At 68.1% G+C, this 20,302-nt stretch carries 18 protein-coding genes; all 18 read right to left on the bottom strand.

Annotation, left to right across the window (positions count from 1 at the left end; translation table 11 throughout):
- On the bottom strand, positions 1-230 hold a 230-nt coding region (locus NVS83_RS23390; RefSeq protein WP_258741727.1), incomplete at its 3' end, for a POTRA domain-containing protein.
- A 210-nt stretch (positions 231-440) separates the two neighbouring features.
- Complete coding sequence (gene rseP / locus NVS83_RS23385) at positions 441-1,586, bottom strand: RIP metalloprotease RseP (RefSeq protein ID WP_258741725.1); 1,146 nt, start codon at positions 1,584-1,586, stop codon at positions 441-443.
- Between the two features lie 118 nt (positions 1,587-1,704).
- A complete protein-coding gene (locus NVS83_RS23380) occupies positions 1,705-2,526 on the bottom strand; it encodes a phosphatidate cytidylyltransferase (protein WP_258741715.1) in 822 nt (273 codons plus the stop codon).
- Positions 2,527-2,530: 4 nt separating this feature from the next.
- The gene (locus NVS83_RS23375; RefSeq protein WP_258741729.1) at positions 2,531-3,304 is read right to left on the bottom strand and encodes an isoprenyl transferase; all 774 of its coding nucleotides are present in this window, start codon (positions 3,302-3,304) and stop codon (positions 2,531-2,533) included.
- A gap of 38 nt (positions 3,305-3,342) precedes the next feature.
- Positions 3,343-3,906: a ribosome recycling factor gene (gene frr, locus NVS83_RS23370; RefSeq protein ID WP_258734959.1), complete on the bottom strand. Its 564-nt coding sequence runs from the start codon at positions 3,904-3,906 to the stop codon at positions 3,343-3,345.
- Positions 3,907-4,017: 111 nt separating this feature from the next.
- On the bottom strand, positions 4,018-4,752 hold the full coding sequence (pyrH, locus tag NVS83_RS23365) for a UMP kinase (protein WP_258734960.1): 735 nt from the start codon (positions 4,750-4,752) through the stop codon (positions 4,018-4,020).
- A 96-nt stretch (positions 4,753-4,848) separates the two neighbouring features.
- On the bottom strand, positions 4,849-5,772 hold the full coding sequence (tsf, locus tag NVS83_RS23360) for a translation elongation factor Ts (protein ID WP_258741713.1): 924 nt from the start codon (positions 5,770-5,772) through the stop codon (positions 4,849-4,851).
- Positions 5,773-5,908: 136 nt separating this feature from the next.
- Positions 5,909-6,913, bottom strand: coding sequence for a 30S ribosomal protein S2 (locus NVS83_RS23355; protein WP_258734962.1), 1,005 nt, complete (start codon positions 6,911-6,913; stop codon positions 5,909-5,911).
- 575 nt (positions 6,914-7,488) lie between these two features.
- Positions 7,489-10,923 (bottom strand): DNA polymerase III subunit alpha, encoded by a 3,435-nt coding sequence (dnaE, locus tag NVS83_RS23350; RefSeq protein WP_258741712.1) that lies wholly within the window; start codon positions 10,921-10,923, stop codon positions 7,489-7,491.
- A gap of 305 nt (positions 10,924-11,228) precedes the next feature.
- Entirely contained in the window at positions 11,229-11,708 is a 480-nt protein-coding gene (locus NVS83_RS23345; RefSeq protein WP_258741702.1) for a hypothetical protein, read from the bottom strand.
- Between the two features lie 108 nt (positions 11,709-11,816).
- Positions 11,817-12,497 (bottom strand): ABC transporter ATP-binding protein, encoded by a 681-nt coding sequence (locus NVS83_RS23340; protein WP_258734965.1) that lies wholly within the window; start codon positions 12,495-12,497, stop codon positions 11,817-11,819.
- A 7-nt stretch (positions 12,498-12,504) separates the two neighbouring features.
- Complete coding sequence (locus NVS83_RS23335) at positions 12,505-13,779, bottom strand: lipoprotein-releasing ABC transporter permease subunit (protein ID WP_258735082.1); 1,275 nt, start codon at positions 13,777-13,779, stop codon at positions 12,505-12,507.
- A 117-nt stretch (positions 13,780-13,896) separates the two neighbouring features.
- Complete coding sequence (proS, locus tag NVS83_RS23330; protein ID WP_258734966.1) at positions 13,897-15,219, bottom strand: proline--tRNA ligase; 1,323 nt, start codon at positions 15,217-15,219, stop codon at positions 13,897-13,899.
- A gap of 423 nt (positions 15,220-15,642) precedes the next feature.
- Positions 15,643-15,924, bottom strand: coding sequence for a DUF1467 family protein (locus NVS83_RS23325; protein WP_258734967.1), 282 nt, complete (start codon positions 15,922-15,924; stop codon positions 15,643-15,645).
- A gap of 37 nt (positions 15,925-15,961) precedes the next feature.
- Complete coding sequence (gene mce / locus NVS83_RS23320) at positions 15,962-16,366, bottom strand: methylmalonyl-CoA epimerase (protein ID WP_258741700.1); 405 nt, start codon at positions 16,364-16,366, stop codon at positions 15,962-15,964.
- A 31-nt stretch (positions 16,367-16,397) separates the two neighbouring features.
- Complete coding sequence (locus NVS83_RS23315) at positions 16,398-18,086, bottom strand: ribonuclease J (RefSeq protein WP_258741698.1); 1,689 nt, start codon at positions 18,084-18,086, stop codon at positions 16,398-16,400.
- A gap of 12 nt (positions 18,087-18,098) precedes the next feature.
- Positions 18,099-18,854, bottom strand: coding sequence for a biotin--[acetyl-CoA-carboxylase] ligase (locus NVS83_RS23310; protein WP_258741697.1), 756 nt, complete (start codon positions 18,852-18,854; stop codon positions 18,099-18,101).
- A gap of 2 nt (positions 18,855-18,856) precedes the next feature.
- A complete protein-coding gene (gene nuoN / locus NVS83_RS23305) occupies positions 18,857-20,284 on the bottom strand; it encodes an NADH-quinone oxidoreductase subunit NuoN (protein ID WP_258734971.1) in 1,428 nt (475 codons plus the stop codon).
- Positions 20,285-20,302: the final 18 nt, after the last annotated feature.

Here is a 20,302-nt window from a genome sequence, read left to right as displayed (position 1 = left end):
AACAGCCCCGTCGCGTAGAGCGACTTCAGCGCCTCGTCGATCTTCGCCGGCGTCAGCGACTGCCCCGGATCGGTCGCGAAATAGGAGCGGATCGTGTCCGCATCCACACGCTGGTTGCCCTCGACGATGATCGAGCTTGAACTCTGGGCGACAGCGGCGACGGGCGCCACGACAGTTCCGGCGACACCGACAACAGCCATCAGTGCGACGACACCGACGACCGAGGCCATTCTACTCACAAACCGGACACAAGCAGCCATCTGGTGCGCAACCTTACCGTTGTTCTGACGTCGTGACCGCAAGCGCGCGCACGCTGCCACGATCCTTCACCGTGCGTCCCGCTTGTACAGGCTTTTGCTGGGCCTGCAAACCGAACGGAACCCTCACAGACACCTTTTCCCCGAGGCGTGGCGCGTGCGCCACGCCGCTCTCCAAGCGGCTCAAGATTTTGATATATTGAGGATATCGTTCCAAGTCGCAAACAGCATCAGCATCAGCACCAGAGCCAGCCCGATCCGAAACCCGACCTCCTGCGCCCGTTCGCTGAGCGGCCGGCCGCGCAGCGCTTCGATGGCGTAGAAAAGCAGATGTCCTCCGTCCAGCAACGGTACGGGAAAGAGGTTAAGAAGACCGATCGACACCGAGAGCACCGCGGCGAGCTGAAGCAGCGCCGCCATGCCGAAGGTCGCGACCTGACCCGATACCTGCGCGATTCGGATCGGCCCGCCAAGCTGGTCGGCGGATTCGCGTCCCGTCACCACCCCGCCGATATAGCTGAAGGTGCGATCGACGATGAACCAGACCTCGCGCGTGGCCATGGTGACGGCCTGCACCGGGCCGTAGGTCTGGGTCTTGATCTCCCCGCCCCCGGTCGAGCGCGAGATCCCCAGCACGCCGAGCCGCTGCACGTTGCCGAAGCGGTCGGTGATCTCGCGCCGGTCCGGCGTCGCGGTCAGCGTCAGGTGCTGGCCGTCGCGGTCGATCTCGATCCGCAGCGGCTCGTCGGCGCTGACGCTGACGATGCGCTGCATGTCGCTGAAGGTCTCGATCGGCGTGCCGTCGATGGACAGGATGAGGTCGTGCGGCTGGAACCCGGCCTTCTCCGCCGCGCTGCCCGGCTGCACCGCGTCCACCAGCGGCGTCATCACCGGCCGGCCGACGGTCATGAACAGCACCGAGAAGATGACGATGGCGAGGATGAAGTTGGCGATCGGGCCCGCCGCCACGATCGCCGCCCGCGCCGCCACCGGCTTGTGGAAGAAGCTGCCGCGCCGGTCGGCCTCGCTCATCTGCTCGAGCTGGGCCCGGTCGGGCGTGCTGGCAGCGTTGTCGTCGCCGAGGAACTTGACGTAGCCGCCGAGGGGAATCGCGGAAATCTTCCAGCGCGTGCCGTGCCGGTCGTAGAAACCGACCAGCTCGGGGCCGAAGCCGATGGAGAACGCGACGATCGTCACGCCCGCCCGGCGCGCCACCCAGAAATGCCCGAGCTCGTGGAAGAAGACCACGATGGTGAGCACGAACAGGAAGGGGATGACGTAGCCGAGAAGCCAGCTTGCGGTGCCGCCCATCGAGGCGAGAATTTCCATGTCGAGTTTCCCAACGTCTGCGCCGAATGATCCGCAGCACACCCTTTAGGGGTGGTTTAAGGCGAACTTGGGCAAAAGTCCTGAGCAATTGACCGGTCTTTGGCGCCGCATTGCCGCATTACCAGATCAGCAGCCCCTGGGCCGGCGCGGCGCCGTCGCGCAGCAGCCCGACCACGAGCGCCAGCGCGGCCGCGGCGATGAAGCCGTCCAGCCGATCCATCAGCCCGCCATGGCCGGGAATCAGGGCGCTCGAATCCTTCACCCCGAAGCGCCGTTTCATCGACGATTCGAACAGATCGCCCGCCTGGCTCACCACGCTGGCGAGCACCGCCACCGGCGCGGCCAGCATGAAGCTCTCGATGCCGGCCAGATGCACCACGATCATGCCCGCCAGCGTACCGAAGGCCGTGCCGCCGATGGCGCCGGACCAGGTCTTGTTGGGACTGACGCGCGGCCAGAGCTTGGGCCCGCCGATCAGCCGGCCGCAGAAATAGGCGGCGACGTCGGTGCTCCACACCACGGCGAACAGCCAGACGAGGCTCGCGAGCCCGAGCGCGGGATCGTCCCTCAGCACGCCGACGGGAATCGCCATCGCCGCCGCATAGAGCACGCCGAACGGCGTCCACAGCCGCGCGGTGCGCCCGCCGCGCGCGATCAGCGCGGTCGCCACCAGCGCCAGCGCGACGATCATCACAGCCGACGCCGGCGGACGTATATGGAGAATCAGCAGGGCAGCGAGCAGCCCGGCCCCGCCGACCGACACCAGCACCGCCCGCGGCCGGCCACCGACGATGCCGACCCATTCCCACAGCACCAGCACGGCGGCGACGCCGACCAGGATCTCGAACGGCCATCCGCCCAGGATCGCGGCGCCGATGACGACCGGCGCCAGCACCAGGGCGGAAGCCAGCCTTGGCAGGAAATCGGCACCGAGCCGCACTGCGTCACCGCTCCGCCGGGTCGAGGCCGCCGAAACGCCGGTCGCGTCGGGCGTATTCTGCCAGCGCCTGCTCCAGCCAGCTGCGATCGAAATCGGGCCAGAGCACCGGAAGGAAGACCAGCTCGGCATAGGCCGACTGCCACAACAGGAAGTTCGACAGGCGCTGCTCGCCGCTGGTGCGGATCACCAGATCGAGCGGGGGCAGGTCCGCGGTGTCGAGCGCGCCGGCAAGGTCCTGCTCGGAGATTTGCGACGCATCCAGCCGGCCGGCCGCGATCTCGGCGGCGAGCTTGCGCGCCGCGCGCAGGATCTCGTTGCGCGCCCCGTAATTGAACGCCACCGTCAGGTTGAGGCCAGTGTTGTGCCGGGTCAGCTCCTCGGCCTCTTCCAGCAGCGCCTGCACCTCATTGTCGGAGGGATGGCGCTCGCCGATGATGCGCACGCGCACATTCTTGGTGTGCAGGTCCCTGAGGTCTGAGCGGATGAAGCGCTTGAGCAGCGACATCAGCTCGCCGATCTCCGCCGCCGGGCGCGACCAGTTCTCGCTCGAGAAGCTGTAGATCGTCACCGCCTCGATGCCGAGTTCGCGCGCGGCCGCTATCGTCCGGCGCACCGCCTCGACGCCGCGGCGATGACCCTCGGCGCGCGGCAGCCCGTGGGCCCTCGCCCACCGGCCGTTGCCGTCCATGATGATGGCGACGTGGCGAGGGCCCGCACCGCCCGCCCGCGACATCTTCTCCGGTCCGATCGAGGCACTCGGTCGTGCCCCCAGCTTCATGACATTCACGGAGGCCCCCCTCCAGGAGCCTGGCGCGCCTAGACGGCCAGTATCTCTTTTTCCTTCGTCGACAGAACCTGGTCGACCTCGACGATCGACTGGTCGGTAGCCTTCTGGACCTGATCGGACATGCGGCTGAGCTCGTCCGAGCTCATCTCGCCATCCTTCTCCGCCTTCTTCAGCGTGTCGAGCCCGTCGCGGCGCACGTGACGGATCGAAACGCGGGCGGCCTCGGCATATTTATGCGCAACCTTCACCAGTTCCTGGCGCCGCTCCTGCGTGAGCTCGGGAATGCGCACGCGCAGCACCTGCCCTTCGGTCTGCGGGTTGAGGCCGAGATTGGAATCGCGGATCGCCTTCTCTACCGCCGAGACCATGCCGCGGTCCCACACCTGCACCGACAGCAGGCGGGGTTCGGGCACGTTCACCGATGCGACCTGACTGAGAGGCATGTGGCTGCCATAGGCTTCGACCTGGATCGGTTCCAGCAGGCTTGCCGAAGCGCGGCCGGTGCGCAATCCGGAAAGCTCCTGTTTCAGCACGCTGATCGCGCCCTGCATGCGGCGTTTCAGATCGGCAATGTCGATCGTCTCAGAGCTCATGGCAAACCTCGTCTCTTCATGCTCCCGGCGCGGCAGGCGCGCCGGTCGTCCGCGGCCGGGCCCGTCTCGGGTTGCGGCTATATCAATGGTCTTGCGCCCGGAGGCAAGCCGTTAAGGCGCAACCGTGGTCGCGCGCCCCTGCCCCCGGATGGCGGCGGCGATGGCGCCCGGCTCACGGATCGAGAACACCACGATAGGCAGGCTGGCTTCGCGGGCGAGAGCGAAAGCCGCAGCATCCATGACCTTGAGGTCCTTGGCCAGAGCCTCGTCATGCGTCAGTCGGTCATAACGGGTGGCGGAAGGGTCGAGCTTGGGGTCGGCGGTGTAGACGCCGTCCACATTGGTCGCCTTCATCACGGCGTGGCATTCGAGCTCGGCCGCGCGCAGCACCGCGCCGGTATCGGTGGTGAAATAGGGATTGCCGGTGCCGCCGGCGAGCAGAACGATGCGGCCGCGCGAGAGGTGACGCGCCGCGGTCTGGCGCGCATAGGGCTCGCAGATCGTCGGCATCGGGATCGCCGACAGGGTGCGCGCCGGGCTGCCGGCATGCTCGACCGCCTTCTCGAGCGCCAGCGCGTTCATCACCGTGGCGAGCATGCCCATATGGTCGGCGGTGGCGCGGTCGAGCCCCTCGCCGGCGACGCTCGCCCCGCGAAGGATGTTGCCGCCCCCCACGACGACGGCGATCTCGGCGCCGGTTTCCTTGGCGTCGACCAGATCGCGGGCGATGCGCTCGATGGTCGGCCAGTGGAGGCCGAAGGCCTCGCTTCCCATCAGCGCTTCGCCGGAAACCTTAACCAACACGCGCCCATAGGCGAGATTGTCCGGCTCGGACGGCATCGTCATGGGGCACCTCGGCTTTGCGCGATTCGCGACCGCGCGCAGTAAAGCACGCCGGGCAGCACGGTGACGGCCCGGCGTGGACTTATCAACGATCGGCGATCAGGCGCCGGCCGCGGCCGCGACCTCGGCGGCGAAGTCGCTCTCCTGCTTCTCCACGCCCTCGCCGAGCGCGAAGCGCACGAAGCCGACGATGCGCACCGGCGCGCCGACCCGGCCCTCGCTCTCCTTCACCGCCTGGGCGACGGTCTTGGAGGGATCGTGGATGAACGCCTGCTCCACCAGAGTGACCTCCTTGTAGAAGGTCTTCAGGCCGCTCTCGACGATCTTCTCGACGACGTTCTCCGGCTTGCCGGAGGCCTTGGCCTTCTCCGCCAGCACGCCGCGCTCGCGGGCAACGACATCCGGGTCGATGGCGGCAGCGTCGAGCGCCTGCGGGTTGGCGGCGGCGACGTGCATGGCGATCTGCCGGCCGAGCTGCGCGAGCTCGTCCGCCTTGCCCTCGGATTCGAGCGCGACCAGCACGCCGATCTTGCCGAGGCCCTCGCTCACCGAGCCGTGTACATAGGTGCCGACGACGCCGGAAGTCACCTCGAGCTCAGCGGCGCGGCGCAGCGTCATGTTCTCGCCGATGGTGGCGATCGTGGAGGAAATGGTCTCCTCCACCGTGCCGCCGGCCGGGAACGGGGCGGCCTTGATCGCCTCGATGTCGGCGCCGGCGGTCAGCGCCACCGTGGCGATGCCGCGCACCAGCTGCTGGAACTGCTCGTTGCGCGCGACGAAGTCGGTCTCGGAGTTGATCTCGACGACGACGCCCTTGTTGCCCTCGGTGGCGATGCCGATCAGGCCCTCGGCGGCGACGCGGCCGGCCTTCTTGGCGGCCTTGGCGAGACCCTTCTTGCGCAGCCAGTCGACGGCGGCCTCGATGTCGCCCTCGACCTCGTTCAGGGCGGCCTTGCAGTCCATCATGCCCGCGCCGGTCTTCTCGCGCAGTTCCTTCACCATGCCCGCGGTGATGTTGGCCATATTCAATTCCTCACACGATCTCATGTGTCATTCGACGACACGGCCGGCCGGAGGGTTCCGGGCCGGCCGCGCGGTGCAGTATCTGGCGCCGCCAATGCTTGGCGTCGCTATGTGACGCCGTCGCGAAGGCGGACGGTCACTCGACCTCGGCGGTGAGGCCCTTCGCCTGGGCGATCCAGCCTTCGACACGACCCGGCAGGCCGACTTCCTCACCGAGGCGATGCGCGTCCGCCGCGTCGAGGCCGGCGATCTGCGAATAGTGGAAGATGCCGAGATCGGTCAGCTTCTTCTCGATCTCCGGCGAGACGCCGGTCAGCTTCTTCAGGTCGTCGGCGATGCCGCGCGGGCCCGAGAGCGGCTCGAAGCTCGACCAGGTGGCCTCGGCCTCGACCGGCAGGTCCTCGACCATCGGCACCTCGGAGGCGCCGACGTCGATACCGAGATCGCCCTGGGCGCGGCCGATGCCGTCGATCGCGGCGCGGGCGATGAGGTCGCAATAGAGGTTGATCGCGCGACCGGCGTCGTCATTGCCCGGCACCGGGAAGGCGATGCCGTCCGGATCGCAATTGGTGTCGAGGATCGCCGCGACCGGGATGCCGAGACGGCGGGCCTCCGCGACGGCCAGATCTTCCTTGTTCGTGTCGATCACGAACAGCAGGTCGGGGATGCCGCCCATATCGCGGATGCCGCCCAGCGCGCGGTCGAGCTTCTCCTTCTCGCGCTGCAGCGTCAGACGCTCCTTCTTGGTGTAGCCGACGCCCTCGCCGGCGTTCAGGAGCTCCTCGAGCTTCTTCAGGCGCGCGATCGAGTGCGAGATCGTCTTCCAGTTGGTCAGCATGCCGCCGAGCCAGCGGGAGTTGACGTAGTACTGGGCCGACCGCTTGGCCGCATCGGCCACCGCGTCCGACGCCTGGCGCTTGGTGCCGACGAACAGCACACGGCCGCCGCGGGCCACGGTGTCGGACACCGCCTGCAGCGCACGGTGCAGCGAGGGCACGGTCTGCGCCAGGTCGATGATGTGGATGTTGTTGCGGGTGCCGAAGATGAACGGAGCCATCTTCGGGTTCCAGCGGTGGGACTGATGTCCGAAGTGCACGCCAGCTTCAAGGAGCTGACGCATGGTGAAATCAGGAAGCGCCATCGTCGTTTCTCGTCCGGTTAAGCCTCCGCGGACATGGCCGTGCCGAGGGATTTCGGCTTACGGCACCGGAACGGCGATGGATGCCCCGTCAGAGCCACGTCTCGGTCACGTCGAAGCGTGCAGTCGTGTCAAAGGGTATCCGGCCGCGAGTCCGCGTGCGGAATGGCGCGGCTTATAGGCGAAGCCGCGCATACGCGCAAGCATATGGGTCGGATGGGACGCAACGGCAAGGACAGGCGCATGTCGCGCCGGTTGCGGGCCCGCCCGAAAGCCGCACCATCGCTGAAACAGCCATGGCCGGACAGGGCCTCGGTACAGATCTTCTTGCCCGTGGCGCGGCGCAGCCGCCGCCTCGCCGAGCGAAGACCCCCGACAGCGTCTGCGCGTTCTGTATCACCTGTTCCTGGTAGATGACGACACCGCAGGTCCTATTCAGGCGCACCGCTATGGGCACCGCCCCCGCCGCGATGGCCGAGGTCCTGACCTCGCCCGGGAGGCGAGGCTGACGGCAAAGACCCCGTCGCCGGATCAGGAAGCACGATCCGAAGGCAAGTTCCCGAGGCTAGTTCCGAAGGCTAGTGCGCCTCGACCTCCACCACGCCCGGCACCGCCTTGATGGCACCGGCGATCTGTGGCGAGAGGCTGAACCGCCCCGGCAGCTTCACCTCGACCTCGGTCGCACCGCGCTCGCCGAGCAGCAGCACGAAGGCGACCTCCCCGTCCCCTCGCCCGCCGCCCAGCGCGCCCAGCCGGGCCGCCACGCTCTCCAGCGGATCAGGCGAGCGCAGGAAGATGCGCATGCCCTTCTGCATGCGCGCGGTCGCCGCGTCGAGCGGCTCGGCGGTCTGGATGCGCGCGCGCACGTCCTCGCCCTGGAGCTCGGCCGAGACCTGCAGCAGCAGCGCCGTGCCCGGCTCCAGCAATTCGCGATATTGCGCCAGCGCCTCGGAGAACAACACCGCCTCGAACTGGCCGGACGGGTCGGAAAGCCCGACGATGCCCATCTTGCTGCCGCTCTTGGTCCGCCGCTCCTGCTTGCTCACCACGGTGGCGGCGAGGCGTCCGGCGATCGAGCCCGCGCGCACCGAGCGGGTGAAGTCGGTCCAGCGCTGCACCCGCAGCTTATCCAGCGCCTTGGCGTAGTCGTCGAGCGGATGGCCGGTGAGGAAGAAGCCGATCGCCTCATATTCCTTCTGCAGCCGGTCGGCCGGCAGCCAGGGCGCGGCGGCCGGGATCGGCAGTTCCACCGCCTGCGTCGGCCCGCCGAACATGTTGCCCTGCCCGATCGCGGCTTCCGCGCCGACCGAGGCGGCGTGCGCCAGGATCGAATCGATCGCCGCCGCCGCCCGCGCGCGGTTCGGCTCCAGCGCGTCGAACGCGCCGGCATTGACCAGGCTCTCCATGGTCCGCTTGTTCAGCGCCTTGGCGTTGATGCGCGAGGCGAAGTCGGCGAGGCTGGCGAACGGCCGGTCGCCGCGCGCCTCGACGATGGCGTCCACCGCGAGCACGCCCACGCCCTTGATGGCGGCGAGCGCGTAGAGGATGCGCCCGTCCTCGACCGCGAATTCGCGCCCCGAATAATTCACCGATGGCGGCATCACCTTGATGCCGAGCCGCTGCGCCTCCTGGCGGAATTCCGCCAGCTTATCGGTGTTGCCCATGTCGAGCGTCATCGAGGCGGCGAGGAACTCGGTGCAGTAGTTCGCCTTCATATAGGCGGTCTGGTAGGCGACCAGCGCATAGGCCGCCGCGTGGCTCTTGTTGAAACCGTAGTCGGCGAACTTGGCGAGCAGGTCGAAGATCTCCGACGCCTTGGCCTTGGCGACGCCGCGCTCGACCGCGCCGTCGACGAAGCGCGCGCGCTGCTTGTCCATCTCGGCGCGGATCTTCTTGCCCATGGCGCGCCGCAGCAGGTCCGCCTCGCCGAGCGAGTAGCCCGACAGCGTCTGCGCGATCTGCATCACCTGTTCCTGGTAGATGATGACGCCGTAGGTCTCCTTCAGGCTCGCCTCGAGCGCGGGATGGACGTAGACCGCGTCCTCCTGGCCGTTCTTCACCGCGCAGTAGACCGGGATGTTCGCCATCGGCCCCGGCCGGTAGAGCGCGACGAGGGCGATGATGTCCTCCAGCCGGTCCGGCTTCATGTCGACCAGCGCGCGCCGCATGCCCGCGCTTTCAACCTGGAACACGCCCACCGTCTCGCCGCGGGTGAGCATGGAGTAGCTCGCCGCGTCATCGAGCGGGATGGTCGACAGGTCGAGCTTGATGCCCCGCTGCGCCACCAGCCGCACGGCGGTCTGCAGCACGGTAAGCGTCTTCAGGCCGAGGAAGTCGAACTTCACCAGCCCCGCCTGCTCGATCCACTTCATGTTGTACTGCGTCACCGGCATGTCGGAGCGCGGATCGCGGTAGAGCGGCACGAGCTTCGCCAGCGGCCGGTCGCCGATCACGATGCCGGCGGCATGGGTCGAGGCGTGGCGGTTGAGGCCCTCCAGCTTGGTGGCGATGTCGAAGGCCCGCTTCACCACCGGGTTCGCCTCGCTCTCGCCCTGGAGGCGCGGCTCGTCCTGGATCGCCTGCTTGAGCGACACCGGATTGGCCGGGTTCTGCGGCACCAGCTTGCACAGCTTGTCGACCTGGCCGTAGGGCATCTCCAGCACGCGGCCGACGTCGCGCAGCACGCCGCGCGCCTGCAGCGTGCCGAAGGTGATGATCTGCGCCACCTGATCGCGCCCGTAGCGCTGCTGCACGTAGCGGATCACCTCGTCGCGGCGCTCCTGGCAGAAGTCGATGTCGAAGTCGGGCATCGACACGCGCTCGGGGTTCAGGAAGCGCTCGAACAGCAGCCCGAACCGCAGCGGGTCGAGATCGGTGATGGTCAGCGAATAGGCGACCAGCGAGCCCGCGCCCGAGCCACGGCCCGGCCCGACGGGAATTCCCTGCGCCTTCGCCCATTTGATAAAGTCAGACACGATAAGGAAGTAGCCGGGAAACTTCATCTTCTCGATGATCCCGAGCTCGAAGGCGAGGCGGTCCTCGTAGTCCTTCTCGCTCAGTCCCGGTGCCGGCCCGTGGACGGCGAGCCGGCGCACCAGCCCTTCCTGCGCCTGGATCCGCAGTTCCTCCGCCTCGTCACGCTCCAGCGTGAAGCGCGGCAGGATCGGCTTGACCGTGCGCGGGCGATAGGCGCAGCGGCGAGCAATCTCGATCGTGTTCGCCAGCGCCTCCGGCAGGTCGGCGAACAGCTCCATCATCTCCGCGCGGGTGCGGAACCGGTGCTGCGGCGAGAGCTGGCGACGGTCCGGGTCGGCGACGATCCGGCCCTCGGCGATGCAGATCAGCGCGTCATGCGCCTCATAGTCCCCCTCGGCGGCGAAAAACGGCTCGTTGGCGGCGACCAGCGGCAGCTCGAAGCGGTAGGCGAGTTCGATCAGCGCCGCCTCGACCCGCCGCTCCTCCGCCACGCCGTGGCGCTGGACCTCGACATAGAGCCGGTCGCCGAACAGGCCGGCCAGCGCGGCAAGGCGCTGCTCGGCATGGTCGTTGCTGCCGGCCGACAGCGCCCGGTCGATCGGGCCGGCGGGACCGCCGGTCAGGGCGATCAGCCCGCCGGTGAGACCTTCCAGCCAGTCGAGCTTGAGATGCGGCGCGCCGTCGGCGGCGGTGTCGAGATAGGAGCGAGACACCAGCTCCATCAGGTTGCCCCAGCCCTCCTCGCTCGCGGCCAGCAGCACGATGCGCGGGCGCTGCGCGCTGGCGGGCCCACGCGGCTGGGAGCCGGGGAACTCGATGGCGAGCGAGCAGCCGAGGATCGGCTGGATCCCCGCCCCCGCGAGCTTCTCCGAGAATTCGAGCGCGCCGAACAGATTGCCGGTGTCGGTGAGCGCGATCGCGGGCTGGCGGTCCTGCTTCGCGAGCTCGGCGAGCTTCGCCACCGAGAGCGCGCCCTCCAGCAGCGAATAGGAGGAATGGACGTGCAGGTGCACGAACCCGACATCCGACAGCGCCATGTTCAACTCTCCCGACTCACTGCCTCAAGGGTGGGCGCTCGGGCGCGGCGCGTCTACCGCTCGCGGGCGCCATCCCCGCTGTCCTCAGATGCCGGTGAAGACGCCGGCCCACAGGCCGATCATGGCGACGAACAGCCCGACCGAAGCGAGCGTGGCGACTTCCTGAAGAAGGATGCGGATCATGTCGACCTCCATGGAACATATAGAGAACATTATCCTCGCAATCCCCAGAATCAACCCTTGTTCTTCTTTCGTTCCGCGCAATGGTTTACGATACGGAAATATTTGCGGACAGTTTCCCGCTATTAGCGCGGCTCGCGCAGCTGCGGCGGCCAGACGAGATCGAGCCTGAGCTGCAGCCCGGAACGGGCGCTGCCGACGACGATGGCGTCGCAGCGCGCCGCGCGCCCCTTCAGCACCTTCTCGAAATGGACGATCTCGTGCACGGCGACATGGCCGACGCGGGCCTCCTCGACGCGGACCCAGATCGCCGTCAGTTCGCCGGTCTGCGCCGCTTCGGGAATCAGTTCGGCCAGGCACTCCTGCCCCGATGCGGGCGGGTTGCGCCCCGCGATCCGCCCCAGCGCCGGCTGGTGCGCGTCGGCGCCGGCGACGCCGTATTCGAAGCTGCCGTCACCGCTGAGTGCCAGCCGCGCCTTCGGCGCGACGTAGCGCTGGCCGGTCCAGCGCAGGGCGATGATGATCACCACCGCCGCCGCCACCGCTATGGCGAGCAACGTCATATGATCGAACCGGCCGAGATACTGCGTCAGATACTCCACCATCGCCCCCGTTCCGCGCCCATGGGCACAAATTAGGGGAGGTAGCATGTCACGGCAACGGCGCTCGACCCGGCGGCTGGTTTCGCCTCTGCCGGCGCCCTGCCCGGCGCGCTAGCGCAGCTCGACGACCTTGCCTTCCTGGAGCGTCACCCGGCGGTGCATCCGCTGGGCGAGGTCCAGATTGTGGGTGGCGATCACCGCCGCGAGGCCGGTCGCCTCCACGAGCTGCGACAGCGCGTGGAACACGTGGTCCGCCGTGTGCGGGTCGAGATTGCCGGTCGGCTCGTCCGCCAGCAGCACCCGCGGCGCGTTGGCGACCGCGCGGGCGATGGCGACGCGCTGCTGCTCGCCGCCGGACAGTTCGCCCGGGCGATGCTCCAGCCGCTGGCCGAGACCGAGATAGCTCAGCAGTTCCTTCGCCCGCGCGGAAGCCTCGCGCCGCGACAGGCCGCGGATCATCTGCGGCAGCATGACGTTCTCGAGCGCGGAGAACTCCGGCAGCAGGTGGTGGAACTGGTAGACGAAGCCGACATCGGTGCGGCGGATGCGGGTGCGCGCGGCGTCGGCGAGCCCGGCGGTCGCTGTGCCGCCGATATAGACCTCGCCCTTGTCCTGGTGCTCCAGCAGGCCGGCGATGTGCAGCAGCGTCGACTTGCCGGTGCCGGACGGCGCGACCAGCCCGACGGACTGGCCCTCCATCACCGTGAACTCCGCGTCGCGCAGGATGTGCAGCGTACCCTCGCCCTGCACATAGCTGCGTTCGATGCCTTCGAGGCGCAATGCGACCGTCATCCTCGCCTCACTCGTAGCGAAGCGCTTCGACCGGATCGAGGCGCGCGGCGCGCCAGGACGGGTAGAGCGGAGCGAGGAAGGACAGGACCAGAGACATCAGCACCACCGTCGCGGTCTCGCCCGCGTTCATCTCCGCCGGCAGCCGGCTGAGATAGTAGAGCTCGGGGGAGAACAGCTCGGTGGCGGTGATCCAGGAGATGAACTGTCGGATCTCCTCGACGTTCAGGCATACCACCAGCCCCAGCACGAAGCCGGCCAGCGTGCCGACGACGCCGATGGCCGCGCCGGTGACGAGGAAGATCCGCATGATCGCCCCGCGCGAGGCGCCCATGGTGCGCAGGATGCCGATATCGCGCCCCTTGTCCTTCACCAGCATGTTGAGGCCGGAGACGATGTTGAACGCCGCCACCACCACGATGAGGGTGAGGATGAGGAACATAACGTTCCGCTCGACCTGCAGTGCGTTGAAGAAGGTGGCGTTCCGCTGGCGCCAGTCGACGATGTAGACCGGCCGCTCGGCGGCGGCGTGCACCAGCGGGCGCAGGCGCTCCACGTCGTCCGGGTTGTCGGTGTAGACCTCGATCGCGGTCACGTCGCCATTCTTGTTGAAATAGGCCTGGCTCTCGGTGAGCGGCATGAAGACGAAGGCGCTGTCATATTCCGACATGCCGATCTCGAACACCGCCGCGATCTTGTAGACCTTGATGCGCGGCGTGGTGCCCATGGGCGTGACCGAGCCGCGCGGCGCCACCAGCGTGAGGTTGTCGCCCGCCCTGAGCGAGAGCTGGTCGGCGAGCCGCTTGCCGATGGCGATGCCCGAGCCCTGGTCGAAGCCGTCCAGCGTGCCCTCGCGGATGTTTGAGCCGATCGAGGGCAGCGCGCGCAGATTTGCCTCGGAGATGCCGCGCACCAGCACGCCGCCGGCGTTGAAGGCCGAGGAGGCCAGCGCCTGCCCTTCCACCAGCGGCACGGCAAGCTTGATGCCCGGCACGCCGGCGATCCGCTTGGCCACGGCGTCGTAGTCGGTCAGCGGGTTGTCGAGCGGCTGGATCAGCAGGTGGCCGTTGAGGCCGAGGATCTTCGACAGCAATTCGGTGCGGAAGCCGTTCATCACCGCCATGACGATGATCAGCGTCGCCACGCCGAGCATGATGCCGAGAAAGGAGAAGCCGGCGATGACGGAGATGAAGCCTTCCTTGCGGCGCGCGCGCAGATAGCGCAGCGACAGCATCCACTCATAGGCGCTGAACGGGCGCGTGCCGGTCGGCTCGGCGTCCGGCATCGCGGACGCGCCCGCCGCCGCCTTGCTCGCCTTCGCCTTGCCGGCCGATCCCCTAGCCACCTTGCCCCGCCGCGCCTCGCTTCGTGCCGCCATGCGTTCTCCGCTCGCCCTTCGCGCTCAGCCGACGATCTTCGCCAGCGCCGCCTCGACCGGCAGCGTCTCGCGCGAGCCGTCGGCGCGGCGCTTGAGCTCGACCGTGCCGGCGGCGAGGCCCTTCGGCCCGACGATGATCTGCCACGGCAGGCCGATCAGGTCCGCGGTGGCGAATTTCGAACCCGGCCGCTCGTCGGTGTCGTCGTAGAGCACGTCGACGCCGCGGGCCGTCAGTTCGGCATAGATGGATTCGCACGCCGCGTCCGTCGCCGCGTCGCCCGCCTTGAGGTTCAGCACGCCGACGCGGAAGGGCGCGATCGCCTCCGGCCAGATGATGCCGTTCTCGTCGTGGGAGGCCTCGATGATCGCGGCCGCGAGGCGCGAGGGGCCGATGCCGTAGGAGCCCATATGGACCGGCCGCTCGACGCCGTCGGGGCCTGCAACCTTGGCGCCCATGGGCTCGGAATATTTGGTGCCGAAGTAGAAGATGTGACCGACCTCGATGCCCCGCGCGGAGAGACGATTCTCTTCGGGAATCGCCGCGAAGGCCTCCTCGTCATGCTTTTCCTCCGTGGCCGCATAATGGCTTGTCCAGCGGTTCACGATGGATTGCAGTTCCCCAGCGTTATCGAAATCCACCCCGGAATCGGGGGTGGGCATTTCGAGATAGGCCGAGTGGCAGAACACCTGGCTCTCGCCGGTGGTGGCGAGGATGATGAACTCGTGGCTGTGGTTGCCGCCGATCGGCCCGGTGTCGGCCACCATCGGGATCGCCTTCAGACCGAGCCGCTCGAACGTGCGCAGATAGGCGACGAACATGCGGTTATAGGCGGCGACCGCGCTCTCGAAATCGAGGTCGACCGAATAGGCGTCCTTCATCAGGAACTCGCGCGAGCGCATGACGCCGAAGCGCGGGCGCACCTCGTCGCGGAACTTCCACTGGATGTGGTAGAGGTTCAGCGGCAGGTCTTTGTAGGACTTCACATAGGCGCGGACGATCTCGGTGAGCATTTCCTCATTGGTCGGCCCGTAGAGCATCTCGCGCTCGTGCCGGTCCTTGATGCGAAGCATCTCCTTGCCATAGTCCTCGTAGCGCCCGCTCTCGCGCCACAGATCGGCCGACTGGATGGTCGGCATCATGATCTCGATGGCGCCTGAGCGGTTCTGCTCCTCGCGGATCACGGCGCAGATCTTGTCGAGGACGCGCTTGCCGAGCGGCAGCCAGGCATAGATACCGGCGCTCTCCTGCCGGATCATGCCGGCCCGCAGCATCAGTCGATGCGAAACGATCTCCGCTTCCTTCGGCACTTCGCGGAGGATCGGAAGGAAATAGCGGGAAAGACGCATAGGAAAGGACTCGCGATTCGACCGGCGCCGCGCCTGCGGCGGGATGGGCGAGTGAAACCGGATCGGTCGCGAAAAGACAAGCCCTTGCGGCCACCGCAGCTGTCCGGCCCGAACTTACGTGCGGGGCCGGCGCTCCCCGATCCCGTTCTATTGCATTGCACAATAGAACTATTGCGACGCAGGGATGACAAGCGCGCTTCGTTTGCTCTATGTTGCCGGCCTCTAGAAAGAGGTCCGCCAGTCGCCGCTTCCAGCGCGATGCCGGTCCAGGTCTCGGGAGGAATGACGGTCAAGAAAGCCCCCCGGCAGATGCCGAAACGGCGCGGAACCGGGTGCGGGCGGTCAGATCAAAGAGTAGGCGGGGCCGAGGTCCCGCCTCTTTTTTTTTGCTCGACTGGCTTTTTCTTCGACCGCGCCGGGGCGTTATTTCAGGTCGTAGAGCTTCGGATCGAATGGCATCGGGAACATATCGAGCCTGATCCAGCCCGACTCGATGATCCAGGCGATGACCAGCACGACGATGAGCGCGACCACCGAGGTGATCAGCGCCTTGCGCAGCAGCTGCGGGCGCTGCGGCGCGCCCGGCTCGGTGCCGTCCTCCACCTTGCCGTCCTCGTGCTGCGAGCGCACGCCGAACGGCAGGACGGCGAAGATCACCACCCACCAGACGATGAAATAGATGGCGATGTAGGTGGTCAGCCCCATGTGGTCAGCTTCATGTGGTCAGCCCCATGACGTCACCTCAGGCCTGCTCGAGCTCGACGAGCGTGCCGAGGAAGTCCTTCGGGTGCAGGAACAGCACCGGCTTGCCATGGGCGCCGATGCGCGGCTCGCCCGAGCCCAGCACGCGCGCCCCGGCCGCCTTCAGCCGGTCGCGCGCGGCGACGATGTCGTCGACCTCGTAGCACAGATGGTGGATGCCGCCGTCCGGGTTGCGCTGCAGGAAGCGGGCGATCGGCGATTCCTCGCCGAGCGCGCCGAGCAGTTCGATCTTGGTGTTGGGCAGTTCCACGAACACCGTGTCCACCCCGTGCTCGGGCTGTGGCACGATAGCGGAGACGTTCGCGCCGAGCGTGTCGCGGTAGGTGGCGATCGCCGCGGCGAGGTCGGGCACGGCGATCGCGACGTGGTTGAGGCGGCCGATCATGATGCGCCCTCCGTTCGTTCGAACGGCTCCTTCATACCGTGATGACGAGCACATGGCAGAGCGGCTTCTTGCCCCATGAGGCATTCAGCGCGCCGCGCACGGCCCGTGTGAGCGATTCCGCCACCGCGTCGGGATCGCGCCGGCGCGGCTTGGGCAGGCCGTCCAGGCAGTCGAGCACGGCATCCTCGATCACGTCGTCGAGCAGCTTGCCGCCGGAGCCGCGCTGGGGAACGCCCGACAGGTCGATCATCGGATCGCCCACCACCTCGCCCTTGGCGCTCATCGCCACCGCGACCGAGACCAGGCCGGCGAAGGACATGCGCCGGCGTTCGGCGATCGAGGAATCGGCCGAGGCGACCAGCACGTGGCCGTCCTTGTAGAGGCGCCCGACCGGCACCTCCTCGATCACCTCGGCGGCGAGCGAGGGATCGGCGCTGGCAAGGCGCACCATGTCGCCGTCGACGAGGCGCACGACCTCCCGCACGCCGGCGGCCCGGGCGAGGTCGGCGTGCTCGGAAAGGTGTAGCGGCTCGCCATGCACCGGCACCGAGACCTGCGGGCGCAGCCACTTGTACATCTGCTCGAGCTCGCCCCGGCGCGGATGGCCGGAGACGTGCACCAGCCCGTCGCGGTCGGTGATGACCTTCACCCCCTGCAGCACCAGCGCATTGATGATGCGGTTCACCGCGCGCTCGTTGCCGGGGATGGTGCGCGAGGAGAAGATCACCTGATCGCCGGGCGAGAGCGCGATCTCGGGGTGGTCGTCATCGGCGATGCGGGCAAGCGCGGCGCGCGGCTCACCCTGGCTGCCGGTGAGGATCGCCACCACCTTGTCGCGGGGCAGGAAGCCGTAGGCGTCCGCCGAGCGGAACGGGGGCAGGCCGTCGAGCAGGTGCTGCTCGCGCGCGACCGTGATCACCCGCTCCATGGCGCGTCCCACCAGCACGCATTCGCGCCCGGTGCGCATCGCCGCCTCGGCGATGGAGCGGATGCGCGCGACGTTGGAGGCGAAGGTGGTCACGGCGACCCGGTGCGGGGCCTTGCCGATCAACTCCGCCAGCACGCCCTGCACGTCGGTCTCGGAGGGCGAGATGCCCTCGCGGATGGCATTGGTCGAATCGCAGACGACCGCGCGCACGCCCTCGTCGCCGAGCGCGGAGAAGCGCGCCGGATCGGTGACGTTGCCGACCACGGGCGTCGGGTCGATCTTCCAGTCGCCCGTGTGCACGACGAGGCCGAGCGCGGTGCGCAGCCCCAGCGCGTGGCTGTCGGGAATGGAATGGGCGACCGGCAGGAACTCGACGTCGAACGGGCCAATCTGCGCCCGCCCGCCCGAGGGCACCACGTGGAAGGGGATCTTCGGCGCGCCCGGCTCGCCGAGCCGGCGCGCCTCCGCCAGCGCGTGGGTGAAGGGCGTCGTATAGACCGGGCAGCCGAGCTTAGGCCATAGGTCGACCAGCGCGCCGACATGGTCCTCATGGCCGTGGGTCAGCACCAGCCCGACGAGGTTGCCGCGCTCGCGCTCCTCCTCGAGGAAGGCGACGTCCGGCATGATGATGTCGATGCCCGGAATTTCCGGCGGCGCGAAGGAAATGCCGAGGTCGACCGCGAGCCATTTGCGCCGGTTCTTCGGGCCGTAGCCATACACCCCGAGATTCATGCCGATCTCGCCGACACCTCCCAATGCGGCGAAAACCAACTCGTCCGGCGACTTGCTCACTCAACTTGCCTTTCACGCCTGAACGCCGGGCGACGGGAATACGTCGCCGGCGCTGATCGTCTCGCGCACGCCATCGGCGCGGCGCAGAACCATAGCACCGGAAAAGTCCAGCGCCTCGAACACTCCGCTGGCCTCGCGGTCGCCGAAGCGTACCGTCACCTCGCGCCCGAGGCCGGGCGCCCGCCGGATCCACGCTTCGCGCGTCTCGTCGAATCCGGCGCCGCGCGCCCATTCGTCGAGCCGTGCGCGCAAGGCGAGGTCGAGCGCGCCGAGCATCTCCATCGGCGCGGTAGGATAGCCCGCCGCCGCGAGGTCTGTCGTCGGATAGGGCGTATCGGCGGGGTGGTGCGCGCAATTGACGCCGAAGCCGATCACCGTCACCGGGCGTCCGTCCGGCAGCACCGTGCCTTCCAACAGGATGCCGGCGAGCTTGGCGCCGTCGATCAGCACGTCGTTCGGCCATTTGAGGCCGATGCGCAGCGGGTCGATCCCCGTCACCGCCCGCACGGCGTCGTAGAGGCCGAGCGCGGAGACGAAGCACAGCTCCGGCAGGCGGGCCGAGGGACCCGCATCCACCAGCAGCAGCGAGGCGTAGAGATTGCCGGGCTCGGACGTCCATGGCCGGCCGCGCCGGCCGCGCCCGCCGGTCTGGCGGTCGGCTACAAACCAACGTGGCGCAGGCCCCCTCGCCTGCGCCAGCGCTTCCGCATTGGTCGAGCCGATGCTCGGATAGTGAACGACCGGCGTCGCCCCCGGAACGCGGACCATCCCTAGAAGAGCGCCCTCGCCGCCGCGCCCGCCGCCGCCAGCAGCGGCGCGGGATAGACGAAGAACAGCAGCGTAAACAGGCCGGCGATGCCGAGCACGGCGCGCAGCTCGGTCGGCATCGGCTCGAACGCCTCGGCCGGCTCGTCGAAATACATCACCTTGACGATGCGCAGATAGTAGAAGGCGCCCACCACGCTCGAGAGCACGCCGATCACCGCCAGCGTGTAGAGCCCGGCCTGGATGGCGGCGAGGAACACGTAGTACTTCGCCAGGAAGCCGGCGAGCGGGGGGATGCCCGCCAGCGAGAACATGAGCGCCGCCAGCAGGAACGCCTTCACCGGGCTGGTGCGGGCGAGCCCGGCGAGGTCGTCATAGTTCTCGACCATGCCCTCCTTGCGCCGCATCGACAGGATGCAGGCGAAGGTGCCGAGCGTCATCGCCACGTAGATGGTCATGTAGACCAGCACGCCGCGCACGCCCTGCTCGGTGCCGGCCGCGAGGCCGACCAGCGCGTAGCCCATGTGGCCGATCGAGGAATAGGCCATCAGGCGCTTGATGTTGCGCTGGCCGATCGCCGCGAAGGAGCCGAGCAGCATGGAGGCGATGGAGACGAAGACGACGATCTGCTGCCACTGGTGGACGACATGCGGCAGCGCCTCGATCGCCACCCGCACGAACACGGCCATGGCCGCAACCTTCGGCGCGCCGGCGAAGAAGGTCGTGACGGGCGTGGGCGCGCCCTCATAGACGTCCGGCGTCCACATGTGGAACGGCACCGCCGAGACCTTGAAGCACAGCCCCGCGAAGATGAAGACGATGCCGAAGATCAGGCCGAGCGTCGGCTCCTGCGCCGCGGCGGCGATGTGGAGGAAGTTGACCGAGCCGGTGAAGCCGTAGATCAGCGAGGCGCCATAGAGCAGCATACCCGAGGACAGCGCGCCGAGGACGAAATATTTGAGGCCAGCTTCGGTCGAGCGCACGGAATCGCGGTTGTTGGCCGCGACCACGTAGAGCGCGAGGCTCATCAGTTCGAGGCCCATATAGAGCGCGATCAGGTCGCCGGCCGAGATCAGCATCATCATGCCGAGCGTCGACAGGATGACCAGGATCGCGAACTCGAACCGGGCCTGCTTCTCCACCTTCAGCCAGTCGACCGACATGGCGAGCGTGCTGCCCGCCGCCAGCAGCGCCAGCACCTTGAGGAAGCGCGCATAGGCGTCGAGCTGGAAGCTGCCGTTGAACAGCGTCGCCTCGGACGGGCCGAGGATCACCAGCACCAGCGCCGCGAAGATCGCCGCGAGCGCGAGGCCGTTGACGGTGTCGGTCGACTTCGGCCCGGCGATGGCGCCGAACAGGATGAGGATGACGGCGGAAACGGCCAGCAGCAGTTCGGGCAGCGCGGGACCGAGCGCGGACAGGGTGAAGATCATGAGCGGGGCTCCGCGGGG

Source organism: Ancylobacter mangrovi (assembly GCF_024752335.1).
Lineage (GTDB): Bacteria > Pseudomonadota > Alphaproteobacteria > Rhizobiales > Xanthobacteraceae > Ancylobacter > Ancylobacter mangrovi.
Note: the sequence above shows the minus strand (reverse complement) of the source record. Positions and strands in the feature narration are given on the sequence as shown.

Bases quoted from the DNA above. Each gene is read 5' to 3' on its own strand.
- rseP (WP_258741725.1), bottom strand. From the start codon at position 1,586: ATGGAAATTCTCGCCTCGATGGGCGGCACCGCAAGCTGGCTTCTCGGC.
- NVS83_RS23375 (WP_258741729.1), bottom strand. From the start codon at position 3,304: ATGAAGCTGGGGGCACGACCGAGTGCCTCGATCGGACCGGAGAAGATG.
- frr (WP_258734959.1), bottom strand. From the start codon at position 3,906: ATGAGCTCTGAGACGATCGACATTGCCGATCTGAAACGCCGCATGCAG.
- pyrH (WP_258734960.1), bottom strand. From the start codon at position 4,752: ATGACGATGCCGTCCGAGCCGGACAATCTCGCCTATGGGCGCGTGTTG.
- tsf (WP_258741713.1), bottom strand. From the start codon at position 5,772: ATGGCCAACATCACCGCGGGCATGGTGAAGGAACTGCGCGAGAAGACC.
- NVS83_RS23355 (WP_258734962.1), bottom strand. From the start codon at position 6,913: ATGGCGCTTCCTGATTTCACCATGCGTCAGCTCCTTGAAGCTGGCGTG.
- dnaE (WP_258741712.1), bottom strand. From the start codon at position 10,923: ATGGCGCTGTCGGATGTCGGGTTCGTGCACCTGCACGTCCATTCCTCC.
- NVS83_RS23345 (WP_258741702.1), bottom strand. From the start codon at position 11,708: ATGGTGGAGTATCTGACGCAGTATCTCGGCCGGTTCGATCATATGACG.
- NVS83_RS23340 (WP_258734965.1), bottom strand. From the start codon at position 12,497: ATGACGGTCGCATTGCGCCTCGAAGGCATCGAACGCAGCTATGTGCAG.
- NVS83_RS23335 (WP_258735082.1), bottom strand. From the start codon at position 13,779: ATGCCGGACGCCGAGCCGACCGGCACGCGCCCGTTCAGCGCCTATGAG.
- proS (WP_258734966.1), bottom strand. From the start codon at position 15,219: ATGCGTCTTTCCCGCTATTTCCTTCCGATCCTCCGCGAAGTGCCGAAG.
- NVS83_RS23325 (WP_258734967.1), bottom strand. From the start codon at position 15,924: ATGGGGCTGACCACCTACATCGCCATCTATTTCATCGTCTGGTGGGTG.
- mce (WP_258741700.1), bottom strand. From the start codon at position 16,366: ATGATCGGCCGCCTCAACCACGTCGCGATCGCCGTGCCCGACCTCGCC.
- NVS83_RS23310 (WP_258741697.1), bottom strand. From the start codon at position 18,854: ATGGTCCGCGTTCCGGGGGCGACGCCGGTCGTTCACTATCCGAGCATC.
- nuoN (WP_258734971.1), bottom strand. From the start codon at position 20,284: ATGATCTTCACCCTGTCCGCGCTCGGTCCCGCGCTGCCCGAACTGCTG.